The following is a 12,752-nucleotide window of genomic DNA, read 5'->3' as shown; positions in this document are numbered from 1 at the left end:
ATCCCGATAGCTGTTCTTGGGGTGAGGGAGACATATGTTACGTAAATTAAACATTCGCTGGGTGCCTGTGCTGTTTCTGTTGCCGTCCGTGATTTGTTATGTGCTGTTTAAGTACTATCCATTACTGAATATGGCTTATATTAGTTTTTTTGATTACAGCATTGTTAATCCGCCTGGCAAATTCATCGGCTTCGCCAATTATACGGAATTTCTGAAATCAACAACATTCTGGCAAGCGATTTCGAATACATTTATATTTTTTGCTCTATATTTAGGCCTGACATTCTGGATTCCAATTGTTCAGGCGTTGTTCCTGATCGATATTCGGAAGGGCAATGCTTTCTTCCGCTTTATGTATCAATTGCCGACCATCATGCCGCTTGTAGGCGGAGTTCTCGTCTGGAAATGGATGTATAACCCGGATTTTGGTTTGTTGAACTACTGGCTTGAATTCTTAGGACTAGGTCCTTACTTATGGTTGAATGATGCCAATATGACCAAGCTTGCAATCGTCCTGCCTGCGGTATTCGCCGGCAATGGGATTTCCCTGCTGCTCTATTATTCCGCACTCAAGTCGATTCCAACTGAAATATTGGAGGCGGCCAAGATGGATGGGGCAGGTCCGTGGAAAAGAATGTGGACGATGCTTCTGCCGAACATCAAATTTATTATCGTTATTCAATTTGTAGCCTTCATGTCAAGCGTGTTACTTGCTTATGACCATATATATATTATGACGCAAGGCGGACCAGCAGGCAGTACTACCGTGGTATCTATGCTTGTGGTTAACTCGGCCTTCCAGCAATCCCGATTCGGCATCTCCGGAGCCGTATCCGTATTCATGTTTATTGTGATTGCGTTGCTGACTATTATTCAGAATAAAATCTCCGCAGAAAAGGATTGATCATATGGAACGTACACGCATAAGGGAAAAAGGGGGAAGATCGCTGAAGATTACGGCCTATATTGTGACGATATCGTTCGTAATCTTTGCGTTGATCCCTATACTGTGGATGTTCGCTTCGTCGCTTAAGACAGAAAAGGATATTAACTCCTATCCGCCCAAGTGGCTGCCGACGATTCCGCAATCGATTCAAGTTACGATCGACTATACAGGTATTGCGGAGACTGATCGGGAGTTTTACGAGAAAGACGCGATGAGAGCGATCTGGTACCCTTGGATGAAAAATATTCGGGAGAGCATCGGTGATGTGACGATTACAGGGGTGAAGGACGGGCGTAAGCTCTATACGGCGGAGACTGTCTCCTCAATGTTCTTCGTAGGACAGCCAAAGGTTGTGCCAACAACGATCTTCAACGACAAGATGATGGATAAGAAGCTCTCTATCATTCGAGAGAACAAGCTGTCTAAGTTCGAGTGGGAGGGAGAGAAGGGGAAGAGCGTCCAGGTGTCTTCGGCTATTGCTGAGTCTGATCTGGCAGGCCGCTTCTCTGCCTTCTATCAATCCAATGAGTTAGTCAAGGGTCAAGTTGTTACCATTAGCGAGGAATCCAATTGGATTCGTATCTTCAGCAGCTATACGGCATTAAATAAGGTGGCACAAGATACGGCCGGAGCATTAGGCTTCGCCCAATATTTCTTGAACAGTGCGATTATTACCGTAGCCAGCGTTCTCGTACAGATGGTGCTGGGCGGGCTTGCGGGTTATACCCTTGCGCATCTGATCGAGAGCAAGAAGTGGAAGTTCTTCTGGATCATGTTCTTCCTGGCTACGATCATGATTCCCGATATCTCCTTGCTGCTGCCGTTATATCTCTTAATGAAGGATCTAGGTCTGGTTAACTCGCTGCTGGCAGTCATCTTGCCTCATACCGCCTGGGGGATTGTCATCTTCCTGTTCAAAGGCTTTTTCGATCAAGTATCGAGGGAGCTTCTGCAGGCTGCGAGAGTGGATGGCGCATCGGAGCTCAGAACGTTTCTGCAGATCGTCACGCCGCTGTCGATTCCGATATTCACAACGGTTGGCGTCATGACTTTCATTCCAGTCTGGAACGAGTTTCTGTGGCCGCTTATCGTGAACAGCTCCCCTAAGTACTGGACGTTCACTGTTGCGCTTAACGACTTGCAGAATCAGCCGAGCGTGCTACAGAATATGTTGATGGCCAGCGCATTCGTATCCATGATCCCTCTTCTGCTAATCTTCTTGTTCGCTCAGAAGTATATCGAGAAAGGCGTAGCGTTCTCAGGCGTCAAGGGCTAATAGCTGACCTCAGGCTGACGCGGTTAAGGGCTATAAGGACAGGGGGCTTGTTCGGTTATGACAGGGAAAGGGAAGGTAGCAATCGTCACAGGAGCGGCGGGCGGAATCGGCAAAGGAGTGGTCGAGATTCTGCTCAGGGAGGGTTGCCGCGTTGCGATGCTGGACTGTAATGAAGAAGCGGGCCATGCTGCGCTGCAGGAGCTCACGGCATCTGGCGCTGAAGTAATATTCATTCGAACGGATGTATCCAAGGAGTCTGAAATTCATGAGGCTGTGCAGCAGACGATCTCCAGGCTGGGGAATGTCGACATTCTGGTCAATAATGTCGGCACACATTACTACAAGCCGGTGGAGCAGATACCATCGGAGGAATTCGACCGTGTATTAAGAACGGACTTGAAGGGACAGTTCTTGCTTATTCAACAAGTGCTGCCGCATATGAAACGGAACCAGTCCGGGTCCATTATTAATATCGCCTCCGTTCATGCTCAAGTTACGCTGCCTGGCTTCAGCTCCTATGCTGCAATCAAGGGGGGAATTGCGGCCATGTCGAGGAGCCTGGCGTTGGAGCTGGCGCCGTTCGGCATCCGGATCAATTGTGTGTTGCCCGGATTGACGCGGAATGTCGGGATGGATCGTTATCTGCGGGCCATTCCTCCGGATGAGCGAAAGACGAAGGAAGCCGAGATGACCCGCAACATACCTTTGGGGAGAATGGCGGAGCCTGCCGAGATTGGAGAGTTGGTAGCCTTTCTTGCAAGCGAGAAATCGTCGTATATGACCGGCTCTTCTATTGTCATTGACGGCGGAGTATCGGTTCGGCTGCACAATGACTACTAATACAGCCAATAAGACGATTCAGCTCTTTAGCTGAAGCGTCTTATTTTTCTGATATTAATTTAAATATAAAATTTAATTTGACATAGAAAATGGATGAAATATAATTGAAGTAATCGAACACAAAGGGGAATGCAGAATGCGGATAACAAACGTTCATGTGCATGTCATGAAGTCGGAGTTGGAGGAACCTTTCTATTTCTCGCAAGGATGGGTGAAGCAGCGCTCATCCGTGTTGGTTGAGGTAGAGACGGATGAAGGTATTACGGGTTGGGGAGAGTGCCTGTGTCACGGACTGCAGCCGCCTGAGATCGCCGCGGCATTCATCCATCATGCATTTGCTCCATTATTAATTGGAAGAGATCCACATGATACGGATGTGCTGTGGGAGCAAATGTACAACATCTCCCGCCCTTACGGTCAAGGGGGCGCGGCGGTGAATGCCATTAGCGGCCTGGATATTGCCTTATGGGATATTAAGGGCAAGGGCTGCGGTCTTCCCGTCAGTAAGCTGCTCGGAGGCACATTCCGCGAGCAGGTCATGCCTTACGCAACGGGTTTCTACCGGACCGGGAAGGGAAGCTACCCGGCAGATGGCGTGACAGAGGCCTTGCAGCATAAGGCGAACGGACTTCGTGCCATGAAGCTTAAGATCGGATTCGGCATTGAGGAGGATCTGGCGCTGATCCGTGCTGTCAGAGAAGTAATTGGTCCGGATACTCGTCTGATGGCGGATGCCAACGGCGCGTATAACACGGGTTTGGCGCGAAGACTGTTATTGGAATCGGAAGCGTCCAGGTTGTATTTTATGGAGGAATTGCTTGCACCGGAAGACATAGAAGGCTACAAAGCTATCCGGCATTTGACGGGTACCCTGATTGCTTCTGGGGAAAACCTGTTCGGCAAGATCGGGTACCGGAACTGGATCGCGCAAGGTGCGCTGGATATCGTGCAGCCTGATCTGTGTTCCTCCGGAGGATTCACCGAATGTAAGAAGATCGCCACACTCGCGCAAGCCTGGAATACGATGATGATTCCGCATGTATGGGGATCGGGAGTCGGACTTGCCGCATCGCTTCAATTTATTGCTTCGCTGGCGCCTGCTCCGCTAGGCCTCTTCCCGGAAGAGCCGATGCTGGAGTACGATCAATCCTCCCATCCGTTTCGGGCGGATTTAATCGGTCATGCGATTACGATGAGGGACGGAATGGTAGCGATACCGGACGGACCTGGCATCGGTGTGGAAATCAATCGCGAGATTGTTGAGAAATATGCGGTGAAGGCTTGAAGCAAGCAGCGAATCTATGCGGCTGGAAAAGGGTGGGATGAGGAATGAAAGTAATTGTTATTGATTGTGGAACAACCAATTGCCGAATGAGGATGCTGGATGGGGATAAGCTGCTCGCCAGCGTTACGAAGCATACAGGGGCGAGCGACGCAGTGCAATCCGGAAGCAACGCCGGATTGATGCGTGCATTGAAGGAAAGCTACGAAGAGCTCGTTGCCGCCGAGCCGGAGGCGATTAGAGAGGTTCAAGATATTGTCGCTTCTGGGATGATAACCTCGAGGGCGGGATTGATTGAGATCGAACATCTCTCGGGCCCGGTAAGGCTGGAGGATTTATCCAGATCGATCAGGCGTTTCGCGTTCCCTGAGTTGTTCCCTCACCCTGTCCTGTTCATACCTGGTGTAAAATTCAAGGGAGAGGAAGGTGTGGATCGGGATATGATTCGAGGCGAGGAGACCGAGCTGTGCGGTTATTTGGAACAAGTAGCGGCAGAGGAGAATGGCGTTAAGGGGCGACTGTTCATGCATTACGGCTCACACCACAAGTGGATCAAAACCTGGGAGCATTCCATCGTAAGCAGCAGCACGTCCATTTCCGGTGAACTGATGATGGCTGTTATGAAGCATACAATTCTTAAGGACAATACGATACCGCTTGATGAAGTGGCACCGGACTTGGATTGGGTTCGGAAAGGATTAGAAGCGGCTAGGCAATTCGGCGCGGGACGAGCTTTCTTTCAAGTGCGAACGCTGAATGTTCTGAACAAACAGGACAAACAGTTGTCGACAAGCTTCCTGATTGGAGTCATCGTTTATCAGGACTTGGCCATGCTGACGGAGGAGTTGCTGCGCGGTGTCGAGGAAATCGTCATATATGGAAGGAGCTTGTTCCCTTCCATCATTGTTCCAATTCTTAGTGAATATTACCCGAATATTGCCGTTCGAGTTGTGCCAGAGGAAGAGTCGGGCATATTAAACGTTCATGGTGCGGCGAATTTATACCGGAAGTATAAAGAGGAGATGAATGGATGTTAACCGTTAAGCAACAAATAGAAATGAGTAAAGTGGTTGCTATTCTTCGCAATGTGCCGCTCGATAGATTGCCGAGAGTCATGGAAGCGCTCTATGACGGCGGTATTCGCGTAGCCGAAATTACGCTTAATTCGGAATACGCCCTTGATGGCATACGTGTGATGAGGAAAACATATGAGGGAAGGATGGCGATCGGGGCGGGGACCGTCGTATCGAAGGAGAACGTGAATCAAGCGATTGACGCAGGCGCTGAATTTCTGATATCGCCCCATGTGGATGAGAGAATCATTGATGCGGCACTATCCCGCTCCAGTACTCCGATCCCCGGAGCGCTTACGCCGACCGAGATACTCCGCGCCACTGCTGCTGGAGCGCCGCTCGTGAAGTTGTTTCCATGCACCACATTTGGTCCTGGCTATATGAAGGAGCTGCTGGCACCCTTGAATAATGTCAAATTTATTGCGGTTGGCGGGGTAACAGCTCCTCTTGCAGCTTCTTATATTCAAGCCGGAGCTATTGCGGTTGGAGCCGGAAGCGGACTGGTCTCACATGCTGATGTAATGACGCATAACTATACTGCGATAACGTCCAATGCGCGTGAACTCGTTCGTCATATTGAATCCTCGGATTAAACAATGGTAGGATATATACATGATCATGATGGAGGAATCGTTGCGGCGATTCCTCTTTTGGTTGGAATGTGACAAGGAGGCGTTGCTGATCATGCAGCATACCGTCAAATTCCGAACGGATCGGGTGCCTGCCGTGGACAATGCAGGTTTGTTCAGGACGAATGCGTTATGGGCTCATATGGACCGCGTGCTGCCTCATGACGTTTTGATTTTTGTCAGGGAAGGGCTTGTCCATATTATTGAAGATGAAATCGAGCATGCCATATCTCCTGGAGAAGTTTTCCTGATGAAGCATGGTATCCGTCATTACGGCTTGCCGCTAACACTGCCGGATTCCGAATGGTATTGGATCACGTTCGGCGCTCCGGAGATGGAGAATAATGAGACGAAGAAGGTAGAGACTGAGACTGCAGCAGCTCGGGGGACGAGCCTGATGACAGGTCAACTGCCGCAAGCCATCGAGCTGAAACGACTCAAGGTCAGCGACTTTCAGGGTATGTGTGTGCGACTGAATAAGCTTCTTCATCACTTTGCGATGGGAACCTCCTACGACAGGCTGAAGCTCAATATTGGTACTCTTGATTTGCTGCTCGAGCTGTACAGGGATGTATCTGATATGAATAAGAAACGGCATAAACTATATGATGATGTCAAAGCCTTCGTACAGCAGCATCTTCATCAGGATATTCGTTCTGAGCAGCTTGCTGAGTCCTTGCAGTTAAACTATTCCTATATGAGCAGAGTGTTTTCCAGAGAAGCGGGTATGTCGATTCGCCGTTTCATTATGGAAGCGAAGGTAAAGGAGGCCATCCGTCTGTTCAGTGAAAGCCGGCTCAATATATCGCAAATCAGCGAGAAGCTAGGCTACAACAATCCGTATTATTTCACCCGAATATTCAAGCAGGTGACGGGGTACAGCCCCTCGGATTATCTCAAGAGGGGATATTATGACAAGGGGACCTTCCAATAAAACTAGCCTCGAACGAGGAAATCGTCCAAGGCTAGTAAACGGATATCTATTATTAGATAAGAGGAAGCCAGACGGACATATCGGACTGCCCGCGGTTATTCCATGCATAATAAGGGACAAGCGTCACTTCGATCTCCTCCATATCAAGCGATTCAAAAGGCTTGTAGAGGGTATCGGAATGATCCTCCTGTGCAATTTTCAAGGCAGTGCCCTGTAATTTAGTAACACCACCGAGTAGCTCATGGTCATAGCGCGCCTCGAATTGCGTGCGAAGCGGTATGCGAATTTGATCAATTGCAATATCTTCAGGCAGATCAATGCTCTCCAGGCAGTAGACAAACGGACCATACATGAAGGCAACCTGTCCGCGAGCTTCCTCGACCATCGGATTGGCGACTATACGTTTCACTTGCATAGGGAGAATAAGCTCAATCTGATCGTTTGCTTGCCACTTGCGCTTCAGCTCGAAGTAGGAGCCGGCTGCTGTTTGGGCTTGCTGAACACCATTCACCTTAACTGTTGCGCCGTCAGCCCACTGAGGAATGCGGAGATAGATGGCGGATTCAATAGTTAACGAGCTGTTAATCGTAATTGACACGATCTCATCCGCAGGGAAGTCGGATTTCATGGTCAGGCTAAGCGTTTCACCGGAGGTCAGAGTCGTGTTCAACTCATTGCCGCTGTACAGATGAATATACAAACCGTCACTGGATTGTCCGTAAGCCCATTGATTCAGTCTCGCCAACGTACGAAGCACCTGCGGCGGGCAGCAGTAGCAGGTATGCGTGAACCATCTTGCGGTTCTGAAATGCTGAGTTTGCGCTGAGTGATGGTTGAAGAGCTTGCCGTTTCTTGTCTCCAGCGGATTCGTATAGCAGAAATGATGGCCGTCCAGCGTCATGGAGCCCAGCAGGCTGTTATAGACAACCTTCTCGAACACATCCATATACTTCGGATCCTGCGTCAGATTGAACATGCGCATCGACCACATGGCATTGCCGATATTGGCGCATGTCTCCGTGTAAGCGGAGCGGTTAGGCAGATGGTAGTCGGTGCCGAACGCTTCCCAGATCTTGTCGCCGTTCGGAGACAGGCCGTTGTAGATGGAGCCGATACCGCCCGTAAGATACATCTTCTTGGTGTACATATTGTCCCAAATTTTCTCAAGCGCATGCATGACAGCCTCTTCGCCCGTATGGGAATAGACGTCGGCAGCGCCAGCGTACAAGTAAACGGCGGTTACGGCATGTCCGGTCGCTTCGGACTCTTCCCGCAGCGGCGTGCGATCCTGGTTCTGATCCTCTCCTCCGTAGCCGGCGCCTCTCATTGTCATAAATATATCGGCTAGCTTTAGGTAGGTCTCATTGCCGGTAATGCGATGAAGATCAACAAGTCCCATAATATTGGAAGGATTCCAGCCGTAATGGATGAGATGCTTCGGACATGGGTTGAAGGTTTCGTTCAGGTAATCAGCCGCTTTTATGGCGATCTCCAGGAAGTTCGTTTTGCCGGTTGCTGTATGATGAACGCATGCGGTAGTAAGCAGATGACCGAAGTTATAGTCTTCATGGTAAATGCGTTGTCCCCAGCGCTTCTTGTGGCTCAGCTGAATGTTGGTGCTGATGTAGCCGTCGGGATCTTGAGCCTTGGCAATAAAGCCAATGTACTTATCCATCTTCTGGTCAAGCGCAGCATCCTTTGTAATGGAATAGACATGTGCGCAAGCCTCCAGGAATTTATAGCAATCTCCGTCAGACCAATCTTCGCCGTAATGCCGGTCTGACTTGAGTCCTGCAGCTACCTCAAAATTTGGCATATAAGTGCCGTTTTCCTTCACATGAATAGCCTTCTCCATGGATTCGATCATCTCTTCATGGCAGAGGTGGAAGCGATCCGCCCAGAAGCCCGTCGTCCATTTGGCATCGGTCATATTTAATGGTTTTACTCTTCTCATATCCTGTTCCACGGTAAACCCTCCAGTTAAGTATCGATTGCCCTGCTGCCTATATTTTAACGAGATTGGGGTATGGACAGCCATGCACTATACCATACAAAAGTAGTACCTTTTTTACCACCTTAGAATTTCTAAATTTACAAAAACAGTTGAAAACGAAATTCTAGTTGGCGGATAAATCCTACTTATAATTTTTTGTCACGGCTCAATTTGCTCTCCCTCAGATTTCTCGGAGTTCTCGGAACTCACAGACACTCATTTCCTGCAAAACCTACAGTTATTTATGCGATTGGCGTCTTGTAGAAAGCTGTTAACTGCAGAAGGTACGGTTACTTTCATCAGTTTGGGGTAATGAGGCGGATTGACGGCGATTTAAGTTTACGTTGAGCAGCTAATCTCTCTGGAATGAAGCGGATGCTCCGAAATAACTGTAGGTTTTGCAGGTAATGATGCACCAGCGTAGACCAGTGTAGACCGACCTGCATTGCTCCCCATTGTGACCTGCAATGACCTGCTTTGCATTACAATGGATACAAATGAATCAGGACTAACCCGAGGGGCTAGTCCTGATTCACTTTGTTAATAGTTAGTTAATAGTTAACCTGGGTCACGCTTACTGCTGCACATTGGCCGGCTGCTGCCTCTTGCACTGGGTAAGCCCCTTCTGTCCTTGAATGGCATGGGCGACCTTCGTCCAATTATTGGTTTGGTCCAAAATAAACTTATACACCGTGTTCATATTCGCCTGCTCCAGTCCCCGATAATCCGCGAGCGGCCCCAGGCCTTCCTTCCAGCTCCGCAGCTTGCTTAGCAGACCTTCCTTGATCTCAAGGTATGCGGGATCGTCGAACAGATTGTTCTGCTCATAGGGGTCCCGCTGCAGATCATACAATTCCCCTTCAACCAGCGGCTGGTCGAAGAAGGCGGAATACTTCAAATAATGATCGCCGTACAGCTTGTCGTGAATATTCTCCTGCTCGGGGTAATGCGTCAGCTTCCACCTCGCATCGCGGATCATAAGGGCAGGCTCGGTATGAATTGAGCCGCAATAATAGAGGCTGTGCGCTTCCGTGCGATGAACCGCCTTCTCGCCCCGGCATACCGGCAGCAGGCTCATGCCTTGCACACCTTCAGGAATAGGGATGTGTGCCGCATCCAGCACCGTCGGCATTATATCGATAATTTCGGCGAAGCTCTGATGGCGCATGCCGCCGTTGTGGCCCCCAGGCAGTTTCACCAGAAGCGGAATCCGGACAACCGGCTCATACATATGTCCCCATTTCTCAATAAAGCCATGCTCTCCCATCATGGCGCCATGATCCGAGGTAAAGATAATAAGCGAGTTGTCGTAGAGGTCCAGCTCCTTCAGCTTGGCAATCACCTTGCCGATCCGATCGTCGACATGAGTGACGAGGCCATAATAGCTGGACAGGCTTTTGCGATAATCCTCCGCATCCAGCTTGTCGAAGCCGCGAACCTTGTGGAAGTAGCGCTGAGTAATCGGCTTATCGGCAAGAGTGCGGCCGGCATTGTCTGGCAGCGTCAGCTCCGCAGGATCGTACATATCCGCGTAAGGCTGAGTTGGCATATATGGCGTATGGGGATCCAGAAGAGATAAATAATGAAAGATAGAGCGATCCGAATGAGGCACTTCCTGAATACGATCGATGTAAGCCTCCGTTAGCCGTGAACAGGAGGTTTGGTCGGGATGAGTAGGGCTTTTCCCATGAATAACCAGAGGGATGTCGCCTTCATTTTTTTTGAAGGTGGACTTGCGGCGCATCTCGGGATCCTTGATTCCCAGGAAGCTGGTATTGGGATCGGGGGAGCCGTTCATAAATTCATCGAAGCCGCATTGCTCCGGTGTTCGGTGCACATGCAGCTTGCCATACATCGTTGTTGTATAGCCGTGCTCGCGAAGCAGCTCGGGCAGCGGCTGCTCGTCTTCAACCATACGCATGGCATTGTCCAGGATGCCATGGCTAAGCGGATTGCGTCCGGTCATGAGACTGGCTCTGGCAGGCACACACATCGGGCAGTTTGTATAGGCTTGCTCGAAGATGACGGAATCCTGCGCAAGCTTATCCAGGTGAGGGGTTCTCACGATTGAATTGCCCATAAATCCCAGGCTGTCAGCTCTAAGCTCGTCGCACATCAGAAAAAATACATGGGGACGATTGGCAGATGCCATTTGATATCACTCCTTGTCAGGTATTACTTGAAATATACTATATAATTTATATTTAATCAATTTGGATAAATATAAAACGAGCTCGTAAATCCGACAATCAAATAACGTTCAAAAAACACATTGACATCTCTAGGCGGCGTCGATATCATTTAAATATATATTATTATTTTATAAATGAAATGGAGCTGGAGATGACATGTACAAACATTATATAGACGGCAGCTTGGTTCAAGGTCTCGGGCTGACATTAGCTGTACACAATCCGGCAACTGAGCAAGAAGCGGGCACGCTGCTGAAAGCAACGGAGGAGCAGGCGCAAACGGCGCTGGAAGCGGCGCAGAAGGCTTTCCCTATATGGTCCGGCTATTCGCTGAAGCAGCGTGGAGAATGGATGGAGCGTCTGGCCCAAGCTATTGAAGCGCGGCGTGAGCAGATTCTGGAGGTGCTCATGAGCGAGACAGGCAAGCCGCTTCCTCAAGCTACTGAGGATATGGAAATGCTGCCCAGATGCTTGAGATATTATTATGAGGAAGCCAAGCGGCTGCATGGCCGTATAATCGAGGATGAGGACCAAGGCATCATGAGCCTGATGAAGAGGCAGCCTGTTGGCGTTGTGGTCGGCTATCTGGCCTGGAATTTCCCGCTGCTGAATCTGGGCTATAAGCTTGGACCGGTGCTGGCCTCGGGCTGTACCTGCGTCATCAAGCCGTCGCCATTGACGCCGCTGACCACGCTGCTGATCGGCGAGATCGCGGAGGAAATCGGATTCCCGGCGGGCGTCATTAACCTGATTACAGGCGATACGATCGAGCTGGCGACGGTTATGAACACGAGCACCATTCCGCGTATGCTGACCTTGATCGGATCCACTTCCGCAGGCAAAGCGATAGTAGGCCAATCTGCGACCTCGATCAAACGCTTCTCCCTGGAGCTTGGCGGCAATGCCCCTGCCATTGTGCTGCCTGACGCCGATGTGGAGGCGGCTTGCGAGCAATTGGTGAATCTGAAGTTCGGCAATGCAGGCCAGATCTGTGTATCACCGAACCGCGTGTTCGTACACGAATCGTTATATGAGACCTTTGTAGCCAAGGCTGTCGAGAAGGCGAACCGGGTTACACTGGGCTGGGGCCGCGAGCCCCAGGCGGGAATGGGCCCCATGATCTCGGCGGGGCATCGCTCCAGAGTGCAGGAGCTCATCGCGAGCGCAGTTGCAGAAGGCGCGACAGTTGCGGCAGGCGGAGGCATTCCGAGCGGCATCGACAAGGGCTACTACCTGGAGCCGACCATTATAACGAATGTGACGCCGTCCATGCGGATTTGCAAGGAAGAAATATTTGGGCCAGTTATGCCTATTATGCCCTATTCGGACAGGGAGCAGGTTATTCAAGAGGCGAATAATACTGAATTTGGTCTTGCCTCTTATGTGTTCGGCACCGATATTAACGATATACTTCATATTGCCGAATCGCTTGAGGTGGGCACCGTATGTGTCAATGGTCCCCATTATTCCGTGGAGCTTCCGCATGGCGGCGTGAAGGAAAGCGGCATTGGCAAGGACTGCTCCGTCTACAGTCTGGAAGAATATTATACGGTGAAGCGGATCACGATACGGAAGGGGAAGTCGTAA

10 protein-coding genes are annotated in these 12,752 nt (G+C 50.0%); 8 read left to right on the top strand and 2 right to left on the bottom strand.

Annotation, left to right across the window (positions count from 1 at the left end):
• Window positions 1–34 precede the first annotated feature (34 nt).
• The 7 genes from ACIFSR_RS31035 (at window position 35) to ACIFSR_RS31005 (ending at window position 6,980) form a co-directional block, all read left to right on the top strand.
• Window positions 35–904 (top strand): carbohydrate ABC transporter permease, encoded by an 870-nt coding sequence (locus ACIFSR_RS31035; protein WP_430062687.1) that lies wholly within the window; start codon window positions 35–37, stop codon window positions 902–904.
• Window positions 905–908: 4 nt separating this feature from the next.
• Complete coding sequence (locus ACIFSR_RS31030; RefSeq protein ID WP_430062684.1) at window positions 909–2,222, top strand: carbohydrate ABC transporter permease; 1,314 nt, start codon at window positions 909–911, stop codon at window positions 2,220–2,222.
• Window positions 2,223–2,279: 57 nt separating this feature from the next.
• Complete coding sequence (locus ACIFSR_RS31025) at window positions 2,280–3,062, top strand: SDR family NAD(P)-dependent oxidoreductase (protein WP_430062681.1); 783 nt, start codon at window positions 2,280–2,282, stop codon at window positions 3,060–3,062.
• A gap of 136 nt (window positions 3,063–3,198) precedes the next feature.
• Window positions 3,199–4,347, top strand: a complete 1,149-nt coding sequence (locus ACIFSR_RS31020; RefSeq protein WP_430062678.1) for a mandelate racemase/muconate lactonizing enzyme family protein — start codon at window positions 3,199–3,201, stop codon at window positions 4,345–4,347.
• Window positions 4,348–4,391: 44 nt separating this feature from the next.
• On the top strand, window positions 4,392–5,381 hold the full coding sequence (locus ACIFSR_RS31015) for a 2-dehydro-3-deoxygalactonokinase (RefSeq protein WP_430062675.1): 990 nt from the start codon (window positions 4,392–4,394) through the stop codon (window positions 5,379–5,381).
• Entirely contained in the window at window positions 5,375–6,010 is a 636-nt protein-coding gene (locus ACIFSR_RS31010; RefSeq protein ID WP_430062672.1) for a bifunctional 4-hydroxy-2-oxoglutarate aldolase/2-dehydro-3-deoxy-phosphogluconate aldolase, read from the top strand. The genes ACIFSR_RS31015 and ACIFSR_RS31010 overlap by 7 nt, the downstream gene beginning before the upstream one ends.
• Window positions 6,011–6,101: 91 nt before the next feature.
• The gene (locus tag ACIFSR_RS31005; RefSeq protein ID WP_430062669.1) at window positions 6,102–6,980 is read left to right on the top strand and encodes a helix-turn-helix domain-containing protein; all 879 of its coding nucleotides are present in this window, start codon (window positions 6,102–6,104) and stop codon (window positions 6,978–6,980) included.
• A gap of 52 nt (window positions 6,981–7,032) precedes the next feature.
• On the opposite strand, the gene ACIFSR_RS31000 is transcribed toward ACIFSR_RS31005, so the two are convergent.
• Together ACIFSR_RS31000 and ACIFSR_RS30995 are read right to left on the bottom strand one after the other, a co-directional pair.
• Window positions 7,033–8,946 (bottom strand): glycoside hydrolase family 127 protein, encoded by a 1,914-nt coding sequence (locus ACIFSR_RS31000; RefSeq protein WP_430062666.1) that lies wholly within the window; start codon window positions 8,944–8,946, stop codon window positions 7,033–7,035.
• Between the two features lie 601 nt (window positions 8,947–9,547).
• Window positions 9,548–11,125, bottom strand: a complete 1,578-nt coding sequence (locus ACIFSR_RS30995; RefSeq protein WP_430062663.1) for a sulfatase family protein — start codon at window positions 11,123–11,125, stop codon at window positions 9,548–9,550.
• 196 nt (window positions 11,126–11,321) lie between these two features.
• Here ACIFSR_RS30995 and ACIFSR_RS30990 point away from each other — a divergent pair, with 196 nt between their 5' ends.
• On the top strand, window positions 11,322–12,752 hold the full coding sequence (locus tag ACIFSR_RS30990) for an aldehyde dehydrogenase family protein (RefSeq protein ID WP_430062660.1): 1,431 nt from the start codon (window positions 11,322–11,324) through the stop codon (window positions 12,750–12,752).

This window comes from Paenibacillus sp. NRS-1760, assembly GCF_050467785.1.
Taxonomy (GTDB): Bacteria; Bacillota; Bacilli; order Paenibacillales; family Paenibacillaceae; genus Pristimantibacillus.
The sequence above is the reverse complement of the archived record's forward strand: the minus strand, read 5'-3'. Positions and strand labels throughout refer to the sequence as shown.

Coding starts and splice junctions, on each gene's coding strand:
- ACIFSR_RS30990 (WP_430062660.1), top strand. CDS start 11,322: ATGTACAAACATTATATAGACGGCAGCTTGGTTCAAGGTCTCGGGCTG.
- ACIFSR_RS31015 (WP_430062675.1), top strand. CDS start 4,392: ATGAAAGTAATTGTTATTGATTGTGGAACAACCAATTGCCGAATGAGG.
- ACIFSR_RS31030 (WP_430062684.1), top strand. CDS start 909: ATGGAACGTACACGCATAAGGGAAAAAGGGGGAAGATCGCTGAAGATT.
- ACIFSR_RS31025 (WP_430062681.1), top strand. CDS start 2,280: ATGACAGGGAAAGGGAAGGTAGCAATCGTCACAGGAGCGGCGGGCGGA.
- ACIFSR_RS31020 (WP_430062678.1), top strand. CDS start 3,199: ATGCGGATAACAAACGTTCATGTGCATGTCATGAAGTCGGAGTTGGAG.
- ACIFSR_RS31005 (WP_430062669.1), top strand. CDS start 6,102: ATGCAGCATACCGTCAAATTCCGAACGGATCGGGTGCCTGCCGTGGAC.
- ACIFSR_RS31035 (WP_430062687.1), top strand. CDS start 35: ATGTTACGTAAATTAAACATTCGCTGGGTGCCTGTGCTGTTTCTGTTG.
- ACIFSR_RS31010 (WP_430062672.1), top strand. CDS start 5,375: ATGTTAACCGTTAAGCAACAAATAGAAATGAGTAAAGTGGTTGCTATT.
- ACIFSR_RS30995 (WP_430062663.1), bottom strand. CDS start 11,125: ATGGCATCTGCCAATCGTCCCCATGTATTTTTTCTGATGTGCGACGAG.